The following is a 17,551-nucleotide window of genomic DNA, read 5'->3' as shown; positions in this document are numbered from 1 at the left end:
AGACGGTAGGCCACAGCCTGCCGTCCCCAAATTCCGGGGCGCAATGGTTAATACTTACTGAAAGTGCACACTTAACCCCTTGAAAAGGCTAAAGGTGAAATCTGTCCCCGCGGGGACAGATCACCGCAAATCGGGCACATCCGCCCGCGCAAGAACATAGGTGTGTATGGCAAACACAACCGCGCGGCTGCGGGGCAGCCGCAGCAGCGTCTGCCGCTCGCTCCGATAAAATGGTCCGTCCTCCAACCCCGCGCCCACGCGCCGCGGCTCGCACTCGGACCGGGGTTGATAGAGTTCGGGGTCCTGGTACCAAAGCTGGTTGAACCGCCACAGCGGGCGCCCCACCTGGATGCCGTCAAACAATCGCTGCACACGCCGCGCGACGTCACCCGTGTAATCCGCCACCGGCACGTGGATATCCACCAACGGCTTTCCCGCCTTCTCGGCCAATCGCCAGGACGCGGGAAAGCACAGCACCGCAGCGGTCAGAACATGCTGATCGCCACGCTTTTCCATGAGTACAAAGTCATTCTGGCACAGCCTGCCCAGCGTCGCCATCGGGTTGGCCGGATCGACCGGTACAACGCGCCCGTCCGGGCACTGCACACTATGCGCGCCAACATCGAACCCAAGGTCGGGCAAGGCGGCCAGAACGCAGGTCAGCAATTCCTCGGCTGCGGGGCGCGCGCGCGTGTCCAGAAAGAGCACATCCCCGGCTTGCCCGCGCAGCAGCGTTTCGCGTCGCGCCATCTGCGCGGCATAGGCTTCGTCGATCCGCAGCCACGGGCCGCGTTCGGGCTGGATGCCGGGCAATGCGCGCGCGACATGCATGTCATCTGGAAGATTACTTTGTAATATCAAAACCATACACCATGATTCCATGCCGTCGCGGGCGCGACCAAAACCCTATCCATCTGCAACACATGATCGCGCGACCTGTATCTGATCCGCGTCCGGGCAGTGCCGAATGTGCAGGTCACCCGCCGCCACCAGATGGGCCGCGATCTCTGGCGGGGTTGTCGGATCGGGCCGCCCGGAGTGCCAATCGTGCCGGGCCGTGGAATACCGCAGCTTTGCACCGCTGTCCGGCAAGTCCAACAAGCCCCCTTCCGCCCAGAAGGACAGGCTGTCGCCCATCGGCGCGCCGATCAATGCGGCGCGCGGGCCAAGGTGCGCGGCAACCAGAACCGCGACCACGATGGCCGCGGAAAACGTGTACCCGTTCACAAGGACCGCGCATCTGTGGTCCCAGGTCGGCTGCGCCAGCAGCTCGACCAGCGGCAGCGCCGTCAGAAAACTGCCACCGGGATTGCCGCGCAGGTCCAGAACCACGCCCGCGGGATCGTTGCGCACTGCTTCTGTCACAGTCTCAACATCCGCTGGCGTCAGCGCCTTCAGATCCGCAATCCGCACATGCCATGACGCGCCGTGCCGCGCGACCAGCGGTGCGGGAAAGGCATCGTCCCCGGCGTGCAAGGCGCCTGTCTCGTTCTCTGTGAAATGCGCCTGCGCCGGCACGCACTCGGCCACCCTACACCTGCGTATTGAACTGTCCGCCAGTTGGTAGGCGTAGTCCGGACCGGTGACCCCGCCCACAGACAGGGCGGCGGGCCACGCCAGCATCAGCGCAGCCAGCACGGCACGGCGCGCATTTGGACCGGGAAGGTAACGCTGCCACGCTGCCTGCAAATCCGCGACCCTCACGGAATTGACCGACACAACCGGAACGCACGTGTCGCCGACACAGGCGCAAAGCTGCCCATCCCGCACCACAAAGCGCTGCGGCAGGACCAGGATCGCCGCGTTCGGGATCACCCGGCTGTGCGCATTTTGCGCCAGTGCGACAAGTCGCATCGCAGACAGAAGAAACCCATCCCTGTCGCCTGTGCGCGCACGCGCCTGCATGTCGGCCACAGCGGCGGCGTGCACGGCATCGGGGACAGCGACAAAGGCAGGATCGACGGACTGCACCACCCGTTCGATGATCGCTGCATCCCGTTGAAACCCCATCACATCCCCCTGTGACACCTGCCGCCTTCGTTCCAAGGCGACCAAAAAACGCCCTGCCTGCGTCGGAAATCGGCAATTCGACCGCAAGAATCCAACGCACCTTACCTTCAGGGAAGGAACGACCATGAACCAGCATTATCGCGACACACGCAAGATCGATCCGAACACGGGTGCCACATTGGGCGACGGCACTCCGAACGACGCCAACCGGATCGAGATCGGGCCGACGCAACTGGCCTTCTCTGAATGGGCGGATGCGGGGCTGACCCTGCCCAACCTTGCCAATATGCGCGACTTTCGCTGGCGGCGCCTGACGCAGCATGTCGTGGACCGCGATTATGCTGGCCTGCTGATGTTCGACCCTTTGAACATTCGATACGCCACCGACAGCACCAACATGCAATTGTGGAACACACACAATCCGTTCCGGGCCGTGCTGCTGTGTGCGGACGGGCACATGGTCATCTGGGATTACAAGAACGCGCCTTTCCTGTCGTCGTTCAACCCGCTGGTCAAAGAGGTGCGGCACGGGGCCGACCTGTTCTATTTCGACCGGGGTGACAAGATCGATGTGGCGGCGGATGTCTTTGCCAATGCGGTGCGCGAAATCTGCGCCGAACACGCGCCGGGGCTGACCCGGCTGGCGGTTGACAAGCCCATGGTGCACGGCCTGCGCGCGCTTGAAGCGCAGGGGTTCATCGTGATGGACGGCGAGGAAGTCACTGAAAAATCCCGATCAATCAAGGGCCCGGACGAGATCCTGGCCATGCGCTGCGCGGTGAACGCCTGCGAGGCCGCCGTCCAGGCGATGGAGGATTTTGCCCGCGCCACTGTCGGCGACGGCACAACCTGCGAGGATGACATCTGGGCCGTGCTGCATGCCGAGAACATCCGCCGTGGCGGCGAGTGGATTGAAACCCGCCTGCTGTCGTCGGGCCCGCGCACCAACCCGTGGTTCCAGGAATGCGGCCCACGTGTCTGCCAGCAGAACGAAATCATCAGCTTTGACACCGACCTTGTCGGCAGCTACGGAATTTGCGTCGATATATCAAGAAGTTGGTGGATCGGAGACCAGAAGCCGCGCGCCGACATGATCTATGCGATGCAGCACGCCCATGAGCATATCATGCAGAACATGGAGATGATCAAACCCGGCGTGACCATCCCGGAACTGACGGCAAACACCCATGTGCTGGACGACAAGTTCCAGGCCCAGAAATACGGCTGCCTGATGCACGGCGTGGGCTTGTGTGACGAGTGGCCGCTGGTGCAATACCCCGACAAGGCGGTGCCGGGGTCCTTCGACTATGCGCTGGAACCCGGCATGGTGTTGTGTGTCGAGGCGGCGGTGGGCGAGGTTGGCGGTGATTTCACCATCAAGCTGGAGGATCAGGTGCTGGTGACCGAAGACGGTTTTGAAAACCTGATCAGCTATGCGTTCGATCCTGCGTTGATGGGCCTGACCTAGTCTGTGTGCTCTGCGCGCAGCACGTTCTTTTGCACTTTGCCCATCGTGTTGCGCGGCAGCGCGTCCATCACGACATAAGCGCGCGGATGCTTGAACCGGGCCAGTCTGGCCTCGACCGTTGCGCGGATCGCGTCCAGATCCAAGGCGTCCGAGGTCGCCACAAGTGCGGCCATCACGCGTTCCCCGAAGTCAGGGTCCGGCACGCCGAAGACCGCGCTTTCCGATACGCCGTCGACATCGTTCAGCGCGTCTTCGATTTCCTTGGGGTAGATGTTGTAGCCACCCGAGATGATCAGGTCCTTGGCCCGCCCGACGATGGACACGCGCCCGTCGGCATCCTGCACCGCCAGATCGCCGGTGATGAAGAACCCGTCTTCGCGCAGCTCTTCCGCCGTCTTTTCCGGCATGTTCCAGTAACCCTGGAAGACGTTGCTGCCGCGCACCTCGATCATGCCGATGTCCCCGGGCGGCAGGGTCGCGCCGGTGTCGGGGTCGGTGATCTTCACCTCGGTGCCCGGCAGTGCAAAGCCGACCGTGCCCGCCACCCTGTCGCCCACATAGGGGTTGGATGTGATCATATTGGTTTCCGTCATGCCATAGCGTTCCAGGATGCGGTGCCCCGTGCGGTGTTCAAACGCCTGGTGCGTTTCGGCCAGCAAGGGGGCTGACCCGGAAATGAACAGCCGCATGGTCTGGACACAATCCCGGGTAAAGCCATCCGCCGCAAGCAGCCGCGTATAGAAGGTGGGCACCCCCATCAGCAGGGTGGATGACGGCAATTCGGTCAGGATCATGTCCAGGTCGAACCGCGCCATCAGCCGCACCGTGGACCCGGCCAGCAGCGCCGTGTTCAACGCGACAAACAGGCCGTGGGTGTGAAAGATGGGCAGCGCATGGATCAGCCGGTCGGCATCGGTGATCTGCCACAGGTCGGTCAGCACCCGGGCGTTCGACAGCAGGTTCATGTGCGACAGCATGGCCCCTTTGGACCGCCCCGTCGTGCCGGAGGTATAGAGCAACGCCGCCAGATCATCGGGGCCGCGTGGCACGGTGTCGAACGATGTGGGTTTGCCGGACGCGGCCCGGCTCAGGCTGCCCGATGGTCCGCCCAGTGTCAGGACCTGAGCCCCGACGCTTGCCGCCAGGGGCGTCAGCGCCGCGATGTCCGCGGCGTCGCAAATGATCAGGCGCGGGTCTGCGTCGCGACAGAAATACTCAAGCTCCTGCAAGGTATAGCCGGTGTTGAGCGGCAGATAGACGGCCCCCGCCTGAAGCGCGCCGGCATAGAGCGCCACGGTGTCCGCGCCTTTTGGCGCTTGCACCACGATGCGGTCCCCGGGCGCCACCCCGGCCTCTGCCAGAACATGGGCCATCTGCGCGGCGCGCGCGACAAACCCGTCATAGGTCACGACCGTGCCGTCATCGCAGTGCAGAAACGCGCCGCCCCTCCCGGCATGTGGCGCAATCAGCGCATCGTAAAGCGTGTTGTGCATGGTTCTGTGCCCCGTCGTCCGGCCCCAGGTCTTTGGCGCACTGTGCGCGCGGGGCGCGATGCTTGTCCAGTTGTGGCGGCCCATGGGTGAACAAATCGTAGGTCCGTCCGAATTTCTCGCATAACGTGAACATGGGCATCGATTCTGCCATACGGTGCCGCAGCATTTGAAAAGACCTTTGACCAGCGACATTTCAGGAGAGCCCTCATGCAGGCCGACGAGATCAAGAGCGTTTCCATTCACCCCGCAATTGGCGTCGCACGTGTGGGCAACGCGGAAAGCGGGTATTTCCTGGCGCCCGAGGTCATCGGGGCCACGCCCGAAGACGCGGACGGATTCCGTGACGAACACGGGCATATGAAGCGGCAGGTGGCGCGGTTCCGGGTCTATGCCACGCTGACCTCGGGCGAGGTGCGGGAACTGACGGCGGAGGACGCCGATATCGAGTGGCGGGTCGAGATCGCGAACCTCAAGGCCGGGTGGTACGCGTTTCAGCACGCCATGGACCTGCCGCCCGACCAGGTATTCGAACCCCCCAAGCGCAACGCCGACTTCAACGGGGATGACCGCGCGCGGCTGAGCATCCGCCCCAGCCCGCGCCATGTCAGTGGCCCCAATCAGGTGTCTGCGCCCTTCGACGATGGCACGTTCTTTGGCAAGCCGGTCTATCTGGGCGAATTGCGCACCGATGATGCGGGCCGCCTGTTGTTCTTTGGCGGGCGCGGCGCGTCCGCGCCGCTGGTGCCCGGCACCGCCCCCACGACATTCGCCAATAATGACGGTTGGCATGACGACACCAGCGATGGCCCGGTGCGCGCCACCGTGACCGTCGGCGGCCGGACATTCGAGGCGACACCGGCCCATGTGATCGTGGCCCCGCCAAATTTCGGCCCCGGCCTTTTCGGCGTGGTGACCATGGATGACGTGGTGCGCGACCTGTTCTTCCACGAAGGCATTCTTGACCCACCAGCGGGCACGCGCTTTACCCGAGACATCTGGCCCATTTTCGACCGGATGACCGGACACCAGTGGGTCTGCGACGGCATTCTGCTGCTGGCCGGGCAAGGCACGCCACTGGATGCGCGCGACCCGGCCATCGTCGCACAGCTGTGCGATCCGTCCCCGGACGGCGCGACCTTCCGGCAGGCCGTGTTCAACCTGTTCCGCAACAGCGACACCGAGGAACTGAACCACGCCGCCCTGCCCCCGTTCTTTGGCGACACCTACGGTGACCGCTATCTGGACGGCCCCGACAAGGGCGATCTGGTCAATCCCGCACGCGAGGACCTGTTCCTGACCCGCACCCAGTACGCCCATCTGAAGAACTGGGCCAAGGGGCAGTTTGACCCCGATTGGGACGGGATCCCGACCATTCCGGCCTTTGACGACATTCCCGTGGCGGACCAGCCGCGCGAACTGGACCGGGCGGCCCTGCACGAATGTCTGGGCGGGCCGTTCCATCCGGGGATCGAACTGACATGGCCCATGCGCCTGGCCTCCTTGTGGGACCCGGAGGTGCCCTACCGCCTGCGCCCATTGCCCGAGGGCGAACCTGTGCGCCAGGATTATGGCACCGTTCTGATCCGCGAACAGGCCCTTGCCTGGGACGGGCCATGGGGGCCAACGGGACCGGGCAGCCTGACCCGATGGATGGGTGTACCGTGGCAAACGGACGAGGCGTCGTGCAATTCGGGCCTTGTCTATACGCCCAGCCTGTATCTGAGTTCGCCCAGTTTCTGGGGCGCGCGGGTGCCCAATCAGGTGCTGCCGATCGAGGCCTACACCATCGCCATCACGCCGGGGCTTGAGCCGTCGCAGGTGCAGCGCCATTTCAGCAACCGCCGCTTCTGGCTGCGGGACCTGCAAGGCACCGGCTATGACGACCGGATCGACAACATGGTGCACAAATGGTGGATGACCGGCCTGGTCGAGGCGCACACCCCGCCCGAAGGGTCCGGCCTGCCCGACCCGTGTTTCGTGGAAACGGGCCGCGCCCCCAGCTTTTCCAAGGGCGATCCCAGCCTGCGGCTGGCGCAGGATGTCGTGGCGCTGCAAGCCAAGGAGCATGCGGTCAAGGCGCTCGCCAAACGCACCGGCCCACCCGCGGAAGTCGCCCCGGACCAGCAAAGCTTTGAACGGTTCGGGCGCGGCGAAGTCTAGTGACGGATGTCCTGATTGCGGGCGGCGGCCCCGCCGGACTGGCCGCCGCGATTGCGCTGGCCGAGCGCGGCGTTGCCGTGACCGTTGCCGACCCTGCCATGGGCGTCGCGCAGCCGCGCGCGGAATTGCTGGCCCACGGTGCCAAGGCGATCATGGACCGGCTGGGCCTTGGGGCCACGCTGGCGACCGCCCATGTCGTGCGTGATGTTCAAAGCCGTTGGGGCACTGCCGGTCTGCAAGCGCATGGGGCGATGCCGGGCCTGGGCGTGTACGGTTGGGGCGTGGATCGGCGCGCGCTGTCGCGGGATATGCGCACACGGGCCAAGGCACTTGGCGTGCAGCTTGTCCATGCCAGCCTGCGATCGACCGAGACGCAGGGCGAAGGCTGGCGCGTTCGTTTGTCTTGTGCTGCCGGACAGCAGGTCATGCAGGTGTCCATCCTTTTGGACGCAACGGGCCGGGCGTCTCGGATCGCCCGGCGGCAAGGCGCAATTGCGCGGCATGGACCGGACCTTGTGGCCGCCATCTGGCATGTGCCATCGACGCAGGGCCACGTCATGCAGGCCGAGGCCGCACATGACGGGTGGTGGTATGCCGTCCCGTTGGACGACGGGGCGACAATTGGATTCGTGGGCAGCGCCCGATCCGCGAAGGCCGCCGGCGCATCGCCCGCCGCGTTCCTGAAGGCTGCCGATGCGCGCCTTGCCCGTGTCGTGGCCCAGGCCGGGGCTGTGCGGCCACGCCTCATGGATTGTCGCAGCGCTATTCTGGACCGGACCTGCGGACCCGGTTGGCTGGCCACCGGTGACGCGGCCTGCGCCTTTGATCCCATCTCGTCCCAGGGCGTGTTCAACGCGCTGTCCTCGGGGTTTTTTGCCGGACAGGCGGCGGCAGATGCGCTGGCAGGCGATGCAGATGCACCGCTGGTGTTCGAAGCGCTGGTCAAACGAACAGCAGAGTACACGCATGCGCGAACACACCTGCAATATGCCGCCCTGCCCTATGACACCCCGTTCTGGCGCCAACAGGCGCGCGCCGGGCATGAAAATCCGGCCCACCGCGTCATTCCCGCTTGAGTAGAATCTCTTACCCCTGCAAGCTGATGCCATTCATACGGCCCATTGCTGAATGGCATTTCGATCAGTCCAGATTTCCGAGGAGACCAGACCTTGCCCGCGTTTTCCAGCCTGCTGGCCGGGGCCGACACGGCCCTGCCGATGATCGCGGCGGGGGATGCGATTGCCGCGCGCGATCCATTGTCATCTTCGGGCATTCCGAACGCCATTGCGGGGGGTATTCAGGCCGCGCGGGTGGCGGCGGATGCCCTCTTTGGGCAGGGGACGCTGAAACCTGCCTACGTTGCCGGGGTGGCGGCCGACCATGCCGCCTATCTCAAGACCCATTGGCGTACCTACCGGACCGAAGCGCGCTGGCCCGACGCGCCCTTCTGGAAGGTCCGCGCGGCCCATGTCACGCGCGGACCCGAGACCCGGATCGTGGCCGACCCCGATGCCGCACGCTCGATCTTTGTACCTGCCCGGACGGCCCGCTGGATTGTGGCGCAGGCCCTCCAGGGCACCACCCAACTGGACCTTGTCCGACGCGCCCGGCACATGTTCCCCGACCTGCCGGACGAACGGCTCCTGCTCGCGATCGAGGACCTGACCCACGCGGTCGCCCCGGCCTGAAACGCCTTTGAAAACACCCTCTGGACGGCCCGCGCGTCCGCGTGTCAGCGTAACACCTCTACGTGAGATGTGTGTCACCCCCCTTCTCAGGTGAGGCGCTTCGCCCCATTCTCCACCCCAAGGAGATCACCATGCCCACTGAACGTATCACTTTCGCCGGACACGCCGGCACGCTTGACGCCCGGCTTGACATGCCCGAGGGGCCGCACCTTGCCACAGCGGTGTTTGCGCATTGCTTTACCTGCGGCAAGGACATCCCGGCCGCGCGGCGGATCGCGGCGCGCCTGACCACGATGGGCATTGCCGTGCTGCGCTTTGACTTTACCGGGCTGGGCCACAGCGAGGGCGAGTTTGCCAACACGTCCTTCACCTCGAACGTGCAGGACCTGATCAAGGCCGTCGCCTATCTTGAGGACCGGGGCCTGCCCCCCACCCTGATGGTTGGTCACTCGCTTGGCGGGGCGGCGGTGCTGAAGGCCACCGCGCAATTGGATCAGATCAAGGCGGTCGCCACCGTTGGTGCGCCCTTCGACCCCGGCCACGTGACCCACAACTTTTCCGACGCCCTGCCCCGCATCCTTGACGAGGGCGAGGCCGAAGTGTCCCTGGGCGGGCGCCCTTTCCGCATTGGCAAGGGCTTTGTCGAGGATGTCGCGAACGAAGCCCTGCAGCCGTCCATCGCAGCGTTGAACGCCGCCCTGCTGGTGCTGCATGCCCCCCGCGACAGCATCGTGAGCGTCGACAATGCCAGCCAGATCTTTCTGGCCGCCAAGCATCCCAAGAGCTTTGTCACCCTGGACGATGCCGACCACCTTGTGACCAAGGCCGAGCACGCGGAATATGCCGCCGACATCATCGCGACCTGGGCCAAGAAATACCTGCACCTGAAACCACCCGCCCCGCCCATCGGCGCGCCAGAGGGGATCGTGCGCAGTTCCGAGGCCGACCCCAAGGGCTTCTTGCAGGACATCACCCATGGCACCCGCCACCATATTCTGGCGGACGAACCGCGCGCCTATGGCGGCACCAATCAGGGGCTGTCGCCGTATGGCCTGCTGTCTGCCGGGCTCGCCGCCTGCACATCCATGACCATCCGCATGTACGCGCGCCGCAAGGAATGGCCGCTGGACCATGTGCATGTGGATGTCAGCCACGACAAGGTGCACGCGCAGGATGCGGGCACTGTCGCAGGCGACAAGATCGACACATGGAAACGCCGCATCACGCTGACGGGCAGTCTGGACGACACGCAACGCCAACGCCTGCTTGAGATCGCGGATAAATGCCCTGTTCACAAGACGTTGGAGCGCACATCCAAAGTCGTGACTGAACTTGCACCAACGGGCGATGTCCTTGAAACGACCTGACTGCGCGCGGCACAGGTCCGCCAGGCTGTCCCCGCAATGAAAAAAGGCGCGGTCCCGTCAGGGGCCGCGCCTTTCACGTTGCATCAGGCGTGGATCAGCCGCGCGCGCGGCCCACCAGTTTCCAGGCTGCGGGCAGGATCAGCGCCGCCAGCGCCAGCTTCAGCGCGTCGCCGACCAGGAACGGTGTCAGGCCCCATTCCAGGATGGGCTTGTCCCACCCATAAAGCTGCCCCAGCCACGCAAGGCCCGGCACGTAGATCAGCACATTGCCGATCAGCATCGCCAGCGCCATCCACATCACGGACCGGTCCCAGCCGCGCTGTGCCAGCGCGCCCAGCGCGACGGTGGCCAGCACATAGCCCACCAGATAGCCGCCCGTGCCGCCCATCATGTAGGTCAGGCCGAATGTTTCCGCGGACGAGCCGGCAAAGACATCAAAGCCCAGAGCACCGATGATCATGTAGCCCAGGATCGTGACCAGACCCAGACGCGCGCCATAGGCGGCACCGATGGTCAGAACCGCAAAGGTACCCATGGTGATCGGAACCGGCCACATCGGCACCTTGATCTTCGCTGCAACTGCAAGAAGCGCGATGCCCAGCACCACCAGAACGGCCTGCTTGATGCGCAGGGCCGTGCCCTCGGTCGCGCCAAGCATGTCGCTCAGCACCTTGTTATTCCACGTCGATTCCATGAGGTCCCTCACCTGTCAGGTCAAAAGCTGGGCGTGTTGTGCCAAGCCCCGCCCGTTTCTGCAAGCGCAAAGGGGTTGATGCAGGTCAAGGCGTGGTCCGCCGCTCTCTGCCACCCTGCGCGCACCGTCACATGAAGGAGAGCGGACATGACACAGGACCGCCGGTTGGCCGCCAGCGCCGATCTGATGACCGGCATGATGCACCGTCTGGGCAAGATCGCCGTGGGGCCGGGCGACGTGCCGGGCTTGGCCCGCGCGCGCCACTTGCAGACCATGGTTTTTCGCTGCCGGGCCTGTCCCGACCCCGGCGCCTGCGCCGCCTTGCAGCGCACCGTTCTGCATCTGGATGCGCCGCCGCTGTTTTGCCCAAATGCCCAGGCGCTCAGGGCCCTTCCAGCCGTGTGAAGACGCTTGTCATCCTGTACTCCTTGCGCGGCCCACGCACATCCCATGTGACGCGAAAGACGGGCCAATCCGCGAAGTCATAGGTGCCGGTATAGGTGTCCGGGTCACAGAAATGCTGCGTCCGCCCCCCCGCCGCAGGCACTTTGTGAAAGAACCGGCCGTCGTCGAAGAAGACGGACAGATCCGCCAGCCAGAGATAGCGGCGCTCGGCCTGCATCGGGGCTGTGCCGTCCATCCGCAAGGTCCCGGTTTCGGTATAGTCCGACCGGTCCCTGCCCCCCGTCCAGCGCGCCGTGCCGTCGAACTGTGCCGCCGCACCCGCCTTGGGCGTGATGGTGCGCGCAATCGTCCAGACCCCTTCGAAATCCGCAAGCAGGCGGTCAGTCGGCATAGGTGGCTTCCGTAATGTCGTCACGTTCCCTGACAAAGCGAAGGATGTCGCCCCGCCGGTCCATCCCGTAGCAGGCCCAGAGGTCGTTGGGCGGCCATTGACTGCAATACGCATCGCCCTCGACCCGCCAATAGCCCCAGCTTTCGCGGCCCTTGTGAATATAGAGCGTGCGTCCGCTGTCCCGGAAATCCTGCGTGGTGTCGGGATAGGCAAGCGTGCGACCGGTCAGCGCCGTCCGGATCTCGTCACCGGTCATCGGCATCCACTGCTCTGCGGCCACCGGGCCAGCCAGAAGGACAAGGATCAGGGCAAAGCGTCTCATGGCGGGGCCTTCGTCTTGTTGTTCGTCGGGCCTCAGTCTAAGGACGCCGCAGCATATCCGACAGTCACAAAAAGGTGCCCCATGATCCCACGCTATTCCCGCCCCGAGATGGTCGCGATCTGGGAGCCGGCCACCAAGTTCCGCATCTGGTACGAGATCGAGGCCCACGCCTGTGACGCCATGGCCGACCTTGGTGTGATCCCCCGCGAAAATGCGCAAGCCGTGTGGAAGGCCAAGGATGTCGAATTTGACGTCGCCCGCATTGACGAGATCGAGGCCGTGACCAAGCACGACGTGATTGCCTTCCTCACCCATCTTGCCGAACATGTGGGCAGTGACGAGGCGCGGTTCGTGCATCAGGGCATGACATCGTCGGATGTGCTCGACACCTGTTTCAACGTGCAACTCACCCGCGCCGCCGACATCCTGATTGCCGATCTGGAAGGGTTGCTTGCCGCCCTCAAGCGCCGCGCGTTCGAGCATAAGGACACGGTCCGCATAGGTCGCAGCCACGGCATCCACGCCGAACCCACGACCATGGGCCTGACCTTTGCCCGCTTCTATGCCGAGATGGACCGCAACCTGTCCCGGATGCGCGATGCGCGGGCCGAGATTGCGACCGGGGCGATCAGCGGGGCCGTGGGCACCTTTGCCAATATCGACCCGGCGGTCGAGGATCATGTCTGTGACAAGTTGGGCCTTGTGCCTGAACCGATCAGCACCCAGGTGATCCCGCGTGATCGCCATGCGGCGTTCTTTGCAACCTTGGGCGTTGTCGCCTCGTCCATCGAAAACATCGCCGTCGAAATCCGCCACATGCAACGCACCGAGGTGCTGGAAGGGGCCGAATTCTTCTCCATGGGCCAAAAGGGCTCAAGCGCGATGCCCCACAAGAAAAACCCTGTGCTGACCGAGAACCTGACGGGCCTCGCGCGCATGGTCCGCTCTGCCGTGATCCCGGCGATGGAGAACGTGGCGCTCTGGCACGAGCGCGACATCTCGCACAGTTCTGTCGAACGGATGATCGGACCGGATGCGACCATCACGCTGGACTTTGCGCTGGCGCGGCTGACATCCGTTGTCGACAAGATGCTGATCTTTCCCGAAAACATGCTGGACAACATGAACAAGTTCCCCGGTCTGGTCATGAGCCAGCGGGTCCTGCTGGCCTTGACCCAGGCCGGTGTCAGCCGCGAAGACGCCTATACCTATGTGCAACGCAACGCGTTGAAGGTCTGGGAACACCGCACCGACTTCAAGGCAGAGTTGCTGGCCGATGCGGATGTGACCGCGGCGCTCAGCCCGGCAGAGATCGAAGAGAAGTTCGACCTTGGGTATCACATCAAGCATGTCGACACGATCTTTGCCCGGGTCTTCGCCGAAGACTGACGCGCCCAATGCGGACACGCCTGCCTTACGAATTGGGCACAAAGGCGCATCCCGATGCGGTCACATGCGTTTTCCTTTGGTCGAACGGCCCAAGTGTCCTACCCTTGCGTCACCCAACAAGAGGAGACGACCGATGAAGACCAAGACCGTACTGGTGGCACTGGCCCTCACACTCGCGCCTTCGCTCAGCCTGGCCATGGGATGCAACTATGGCAAACACGAACAGCAGGCGATGTCTTGCGCCGATGGCACAGTCTATGACGCCGGGTCCAAGTCCTGTGTGTCCACCACAGGCTGACGCTCACGCTTTCGTGATCGCATAAAATCCGGGCGCGCCGGGTTGTCCATGTATCAAACCCGACGCACCTCACCACGGAGAGCTGACATGCTGCGCACCCTGATCCTGACCACCGCCATTGCCTTGCCATTGGCCCTGCCCACATCCGGCTTTGCCGCGGGCAGCGACAATGACGCCAAGCCAAAGAAGACCGAAACCACCCAGAACTGCCTGAACGCGCGGCAGTGGGATCCCGACAAGAACGCCTATGTGCGTTTTTCCCAGCCCGTGAACGGCGTCTGGGATGCCAAGATCAAGAAATGCGTGCGCCCCGACAAGACGTCCTATCTGGATGCCGACGACCTGTACAAGGCCGTCCGCGAACTGGCCTATGCCGGTCGCTACAACGAGGCGAACACGGTTCTGGACCAGATGCCTGACCAGGCCGAAGACCGTGTGCTGACCTATCGCGGCTTTACCGCCCGCAAGCTGGGCAACCTTGAACTGGCCAACGTCTATTACCAGCAGGCCATCGACACGAACCCCGACAACATCCTCGCGCGGTCCTATATGGGTCAAGGCAAGGTGGTCGAGGGCGACACCGTCGCGGCCATGGTGCAGTTGCGTGAAATCCAGGCCCGTGGCGGCGCTGGCACATGGGCCGAAACCAGCCTGCGTGACGCCATCGAAAGCGGCACCACCTACAACTACTGATCCGAACCGGTCGAAGGTTGAGGGATTCTCAACCTTTGCCTGCCAGAACGACACCAAATCGTTTCGAGGCAGGACATGACCGATCTGGTACCGATGTCCGCCGCCCCTGCGCCAGTGCAGTCGGGCGGCGGTGTTTCCTTGACCCGCAGGCCCGCCACCCTGTCGCGCCGTGCCAAGGCGGCGATTGTGGTGCGCCTGCTGCTGAACGAAGGCGCCGATATCCCGCTCGAAGAGTTGCCGGAAGAGTTGCAGGCCGACCTGACCAAGGCGATGGGGTCCATGCGCGTCGTGGACCGCGACACGCTGCAATCGGTCGCCGCCGAATTCGCCGAAGAGGTGGAGCGTATCGGCCTCAGCCTGCCGGGCAGCATGGCCGGGGCACTGGATGCGCTGGATGGCAAGATCAGCGCCCAGACTGCCGCGCGGCTGCGCAAGGAGGCGGGCGTCAAGCGGGGCGGTGACCCCTGGCAGCGCATCCGCGACATGGGCGCGGACACGCTGTTGCCCGTGCTGGAGGAGGAAAGCATCGAGATCGCGGCCGTCATGCTGTCCAAGCTGGACGTGTCCAAGGCGGCAGAGCTGCTGGGACTGTTGCCCGGCCCGCGCGCCCGCGCGATCACCTATGCCGTGTCACAGACCGGGGCGGTCACACCCGAGGCCGTGGAACGGATCGGCCTCTCCCTTGCCAGCCAGATGGACGCGCAACCCCTGCGCGCCTTCGACAATGGGCCGGTGGAACGTGTGGGTGCGATCCTGAACTCATCCACCTCGACCACGCGCGACGACATGCTGGCCGGTCTGGAAGAAACGGACGAAGGCTTTGCGACGGCTGTGCGCAAGGCCATCTTCACCTTCGCCAATATCCCGACCCGCATCGCCCCGCGTGATGTGCCCCGTATCCTACGCAACGTCGAACAGGAGGATCTGATCGTCGCCTTCGCGGGCGCTGCGGCCATGGGGGTGGAGCCGTCGGCGGACTTCATCCTCGACAACATGTCGGCCCGCATGGCGGATCAGTTGCGCGAAGAAATGCAAGAGGCGGGCCCCCAGAAAACCGCCGATGTCGATGCCGCGATGAGCACGATCGTCGGCGCCATCCGCAGCATGGAAGCCGCTGGCGAACTGATGCTGATCACCGAGGAAGACTAGGCGCGCGCGGTGCGTCCCCCGCGCGGGCAGCCCGGCAGCACATCGGCCCCGGGCGGATGCGGTCATGAAGAAATCCGGGGATTGGCACATGGTCACGCGCGGTTCGGTTCCCACGCTGGCGTGCCCGCATGCGCGTCCCCATCTGCCGCCCACCGGACACTGTGGGACGGGGCACGCTTGTGATCGCGCGGCACCGGTTCTATGTCTGGTCCCGGACCGGCGTGCCGCACCAGCGCCACGCCTCAATGACGGACAGGCATGCGACACGATCCCGAAGATTTGCCGTGGCGGACCAAACTGGCCTACCTCGCGACCAATGCCGTTGCGCGCACCTGCATCGGGGCGGCGCTGGCCCTGCCCTACAGGTGGCGCGTGCCGTTCATGGGCTGGATCATGGCGCATATCGTGGGCCCTGCGGCTGGCTTTCGACGCCGGGCCGCCGAACACATCGCCTTTGCCATGCCGGACCTGCCGAAGGCAGAGCATGAGCGCATTGCAAGCATCAGCCTGAACAATGTGGGCCGCACCCTGATCGAGAATTACTCGACCCGCGCCCTGTTGGCGCGCCAGCGTGGGGCACAGATCGACGGGCCGGGCCTTGCCGCACTGGAAGAGGCCGCGCAGAACGGCCAGCCTGTCATTCTGGTCACCGGGCATTTCGGAAATTACGAAGCGCCCCGCGCTGCGCTGGTCGGACGCGGGCACGACGTGGGCGGCCTGTACCGCGACATGTCGAACCCCTATTTCAACGCCCATTACGTGCGCACGATGCAGGCCTTTGGCGGCCCGGTATTTCCGCAGGGGCGCAAGGGCACGGCGGGCTTCGTGCGGCACCTGAAGTCAGGCGGCCAGCTTGTGCTGCTGTTCGATCAGCATGTACTGCGGGCCCCGGTCCTGGATTTCCTGGGGCATCCCGCCCGAACAGCCCAATCCGCCGCGGAACTGGCCCTGCGCTACGACGCCCTGCTGATCCCGTTCTATGGCATTCGCAAGCCCGACGGGCTCAGCTTTGACTGCGTGATGGAGGCGCCGATCCCGCATTCCGATCCGGCAACGATGACACAGGCGATGAACGACAGCATCAGCGCCCGCATCCGCGAGATGCCGGAGCAATGGCTGTGGGTCGCAAGACGCTGGCGTACGGACTAGCGCGCCGCGGGCGCCGTCACTTGATCTGGGCCGCTGCCAGGATGGGCCCGTGCACGCCCTTTTGCACCAATACCACAAGTGGCTTGTCGCCCGGCGCATCGGCGCTGATCGCCAGATCGGTGATGCCGTCCCACTCCTTCAGGATTTTCCAATCCTCGGTGACGTTGGCATAGGTCAATGTGTGGCCGGCATTCTCGCCCCGCGTGATACGTGCCGTCCGCTCAGGCGTGTACCGCAGCATCTGAACGATCATGGGGCCCTGTGCCTCGGCGCTTTGCGCTTCGATGCGAATGCTGTCGCCATTCCGCGCGACCGACAGCGTGACGGCCGTGGTCTTGCCGGCATGATCCGAGATGACCTTTGACAACTCCATGGGCCGCGCGCCCACGATATCCGTCTCGCCATTGATGATCATCTGCGGCGTGTACACAGACCGGCGCCCCGCAGCGATGGCATAGCCGCGTTGCCGTTCGGCATAGGCCGGGTCTGCAAATTCGTCCTTCCACCCGATGTAATCCCAATAGTCCACATGCAGCGCCAGCGCGATCACATCGTCCCGCTTGGCCAGTTCATGCATCATCGCATCCGCGGGCGGACAGGATGAACAGCCCTGCGACGTGAACAGTTCGACCACAACCGGGGACTGTGCCGCCGCAGGTGTGACAAGGCTGGCAAGTGCCGCAAAGGCCAGGGGGATCAGTCGGGTCATAAAGTGCGCACTACCTGTTCGGTTGGATGGTTGGGAAGCCTGTTCCGCTTAATTATGAAAGACTTTGCCAAACCGCCAATCAAGGTTTGTTGAGCGTATGTGACAGCCCGATCACGCGATTGCGCACAGAAACTGTATGCAAAGGTATACAAAATCGTCGCACGCC

18 protein-coding genes are annotated in these 17,551 nt (G+C 64.4%); 11 read left to right on the top strand and 7 right to left on the bottom strand.

The genetic code is table 11. From position 1 onward, the window contains the following. Positions 1–120 precede the first annotated feature (120 nt). A complete protein-coding gene (locus Q0844_RS00570; RefSeq protein ID WP_299041019.1) occupies positions 121–831 on the bottom strand; it encodes a DUF3445 domain-containing protein in 711 nt (236 codons plus the stop codon). 75 nt (positions 832–906) lie between these two features. Next, positions 907–2,010, bottom strand: a complete 1,104-nt coding sequence (locus tag Q0844_RS00565; RefSeq protein WP_299041017.1) for a hypothetical protein — start codon at positions 2,008–2,010, stop codon at positions 907–909. Positions 2,011–2,134: 124 nt separating this feature from the next. Between Q0844_RS00565 and dddP the strand changes: the two genes are divergently transcribed. Next, positions 2,135–3,478, top strand: a complete 1,344-nt coding sequence (gene dddP, locus Q0844_RS00560) for a dimethylsulfonioproprionate lyase DddP (protein WP_299041015.1) — start codon at positions 2,135–2,137, stop codon at positions 3,476–3,478. On the opposite strand, the gene Q0844_RS00555 is transcribed toward dddP, so the two are convergent. Continuing rightward, positions 3,475–4,971, bottom strand: a complete 1,497-nt coding sequence (locus Q0844_RS00555; RefSeq protein ID WP_299041013.1) for a malonyl-CoA synthase — start codon at positions 4,969–4,971, stop codon at positions 3,475–3,477. The two genes, dddP and Q0844_RS00555, sit on opposite strands and share 4 nt — an antisense overlap. Positions 4,972–5,178: 207 nt before the next feature. Between Q0844_RS00555 and Q0844_RS00550 the strand changes: the two genes are divergently transcribed. The 4 genes from Q0844_RS00550 (at position 5,179) to Q0844_RS00535 (ending at position 10,186) form a co-directional block, all read left to right on the top strand. Beyond that, positions 5,179–7,131, top strand: coding sequence for a LodA/GoxA family CTQ-dependent oxidase (locus tag Q0844_RS00550; protein WP_299041011.1), 1,953 nt, complete (start codon positions 5,179–5,181; stop codon positions 7,129–7,131). Continuing rightward, positions 7,131–8,207, top strand: coding sequence for a tryptophan 7-halogenase (locus Q0844_RS00545; RefSeq protein ID WP_299041009.1), 1,077 nt, complete (start codon positions 7,131–7,133; stop codon positions 8,205–8,207). The genes Q0844_RS00550 and Q0844_RS00545 overlap by 1 nt, the downstream gene beginning before the upstream one ends. 93 nt (positions 8,208–8,300) lie before the next feature. Continuing rightward, positions 8,301–8,819 (top strand): hypothetical protein, encoded by a 519-nt coding sequence (locus Q0844_RS00540; RefSeq protein ID WP_299041006.1) that lies wholly within the window; start codon positions 8,301–8,303, stop codon positions 8,817–8,819. A gap of 131 nt (positions 8,820–8,950) precedes the next feature. Beyond that, entirely contained in the window at positions 8,951–10,186 is a 1,236-nt protein-coding gene (locus Q0844_RS00535) for an alpha/beta fold hydrolase (RefSeq protein ID WP_299041004.1), read from the top strand. A gap of 94 nt (positions 10,187–10,280) precedes the next feature. On the opposite strand, the gene Q0844_RS00530 is transcribed toward Q0844_RS00535, so the two are convergent. Continuing rightward, a complete protein-coding gene (locus Q0844_RS00530; protein ID WP_299041002.1) occupies positions 10,281–10,880 on the bottom strand; it encodes a biotin transporter BioY in 600 nt (199 codons plus the stop codon). A 147-nt stretch (positions 10,881–11,027) separates the two neighbouring features. Here Q0844_RS00530 and Q0844_RS00525 point away from each other — a divergent pair, with 147 nt between their 5' ends. Then, on the top strand, positions 11,028–11,285 hold the full coding sequence (locus tag Q0844_RS00525; RefSeq protein WP_299041001.1) for a DUF6455 family protein: 258 nt from the start codon (positions 11,028–11,030) through the stop codon (positions 11,283–11,285). Here Q0844_RS00525 and Q0844_RS00520 read toward each other — a convergent pair. Then, positions 11,263–11,676: a DUF6314 family protein gene (locus Q0844_RS00520; protein ID WP_299041000.1), complete on the bottom strand. Its 414-nt coding sequence runs from the start codon at positions 11,674–11,676 to the stop codon at positions 11,263–11,265. The two genes, Q0844_RS00525 and Q0844_RS00520, sit on opposite strands and share 23 nt — an antisense overlap. Beyond that, on the bottom strand, positions 11,666–11,998 hold the full coding sequence (locus Q0844_RS00515; RefSeq protein WP_299040999.1) for a hypothetical protein: 333 nt from the start codon (positions 11,996–11,998) through the stop codon (positions 11,666–11,668). Before Q0844_RS00515 ends, Q0844_RS00520 begins: the two co-directional genes overlap by 11 nt. Before the next feature lie 81 nt (positions 11,999–12,079). On the opposite strand from Q0844_RS00515, the gene purB reads away from it, so the two are divergent. The 5 genes from purB (at position 12,080) to Q0844_RS00490 (ending at position 16,676) form a co-directional block, all read left to right on the top strand. Then, on the top strand, positions 12,080–13,387 hold the full coding sequence (gene purB / locus Q0844_RS00510) for an adenylosuccinate lyase (protein WP_299040998.1): 1,308 nt from the start codon (positions 12,080–12,082) through the stop codon (positions 13,385–13,387). Between the two features lie 133 nt (positions 13,388–13,520). Beyond that, entirely contained in the window at positions 13,521–13,685 is a 165-nt protein-coding gene (locus Q0844_RS00505) for a hypothetical protein (protein ID WP_299040997.1), read from the top strand. A gap of 87 nt (positions 13,686–13,772) precedes the next feature. Beyond that, entirely contained in the window at positions 13,773–14,378 is a 606-nt protein-coding gene (locus Q0844_RS00500; RefSeq protein WP_299040996.1) for a hypothetical protein, read from the top strand. Between the two features lie 75 nt (positions 14,379–14,453). Next, complete coding sequence (locus tag Q0844_RS00495) at positions 14,454–15,527, top strand: FliG C-terminal domain-containing protein (protein ID WP_299040995.1); 1,074 nt, start codon at positions 14,454–14,456, stop codon at positions 15,525–15,527. Positions 15,528–15,785: 258 nt separating this feature from the next. After that, the gene (locus tag Q0844_RS00490; protein WP_299040994.1) at positions 15,786–16,676 is read left to right on the top strand and encodes a lysophospholipid acyltransferase family protein; all 891 of its coding nucleotides are present in this window, start codon (positions 15,786–15,788) and stop codon (positions 16,674–16,676) included. Positions 16,677–16,692: 16 nt separating this feature from the next. Here Q0844_RS00490 and Q0844_RS00485 read toward each other — a convergent pair whose 3' ends face one another. Beyond that, positions 16,693–17,385, bottom strand: coding sequence for a thioredoxin family protein (locus Q0844_RS00485; RefSeq protein ID WP_299040992.1), 693 nt, complete (start codon positions 17,383–17,385; stop codon positions 16,693–16,695). Positions 17,386–17,551 lie beyond the last annotated feature (166 nt).

Source organism: uncultured Tateyamaria sp. (genome assembly GCF_947503465.1).
Taxonomy (GTDB): Bacteria; Pseudomonadota; Alphaproteobacteria; order Rhodobacterales; family Rhodobacteraceae; genus Tateyamaria.
The sequence above is the reverse complement of the archived record's forward strand: the minus strand, read 5'-3'. Positions and strand labels throughout refer to the sequence as shown.

What these genes read in the sequence shown, in the direction of transcription:
- Q0844_RS00565 (WP_299041017.1), bottom strand. Translation starts at nt 2,010, where the DNA reads ATGGGGTTTCAACGGGATGCAGCGATCATCGAACGGGTGGTGCAGTCC.
- Q0844_RS00500 (WP_299040996.1), top strand. Translation starts at nt 13,773, where the DNA reads ATGCTGCGCACCCTGATCCTGACCACCGCCATTGCCTTGCCATTGGCC.
- Q0844_RS00495 (WP_299040995.1), top strand. Translation starts at nt 14,454, where the DNA reads ATGACCGATCTGGTACCGATGTCCGCCGCCCCTGCGCCAGTGCAGTCG.
- purB (WP_299040998.1), top strand. Translation starts at nt 12,080, where the DNA reads ATGATCCCACGCTATTCCCGCCCCGAGATGGTCGCGATCTGGGAGCCG.
- Q0844_RS00505 (WP_299040997.1), top strand. Translation starts at nt 13,521, where the DNA reads ATGAAGACCAAGACCGTACTGGTGGCACTGGCCCTCACACTCGCGCCT.
- Q0844_RS00515 (WP_299040999.1), bottom strand. Translation starts at nt 11,998, where the DNA reads ATGAGACGCTTTGCCCTGATCCTTGTCCTTCTGGCTGGCCCGGTGGCC.
- Q0844_RS00490 (WP_299040994.1), top strand. Translation starts at nt 15,786, where the DNA reads ATGCGACACGATCCCGAAGATTTGCCGTGGCGGACCAAACTGGCCTAC.
- Q0844_RS00555 (WP_299041013.1), bottom strand. Translation starts at nt 4,971, where the DNA reads ATGCACAACACGCTTTACGATGCGCTGATTGCGCCACATGCCGGGAGG.
- Q0844_RS00485 (WP_299040992.1), bottom strand. Translation starts at nt 17,385, where the DNA reads ATGACCCGACTGATCCCCCTGGCCTTTGCGGCACTTGCCAGCCTTGTC.
- dddP (WP_299041015.1), top strand. Translation starts at nt 2,135, where the DNA reads ATGAACCAGCATTATCGCGACACACGCAAGATCGATCCGAACACGGGT.
- Q0844_RS00530 (WP_299041002.1), bottom strand. Translation starts at nt 10,880, where the DNA reads ATGGAATCGACGTGGAATAACAAGGTGCTGAGCGACATGCTTGGCGCG.
- Q0844_RS00520 (WP_299041000.1), bottom strand. Translation starts at nt 11,676, where the DNA reads ATGCCGACTGACCGCCTGCTTGCGGATTTCGAAGGGGTCTGGACGATT.
- Q0844_RS00535 (WP_299041004.1), top strand. Translation starts at nt 8,951, where the DNA reads ATGCCCACTGAACGTATCACTTTCGCCGGACACGCCGGCACGCTTGAC.
- Q0844_RS00550 (WP_299041011.1), top strand. Translation starts at nt 5,179, where the DNA reads ATGCAGGCCGACGAGATCAAGAGCGTTTCCATTCACCCCGCAATTGGC.
- Q0844_RS00570 (WP_299041019.1), bottom strand. Translation starts at nt 831, where the DNA reads ATGCATGTCGCGCGCGCATTGCCCGGCATCCAGCCCGAACGCGGCCCG.
- Q0844_RS00525 (WP_299041001.1), top strand. Translation starts at nt 11,028, where the DNA reads ATGACACAGGACCGCCGGTTGGCCGCCAGCGCCGATCTGATGACCGGC.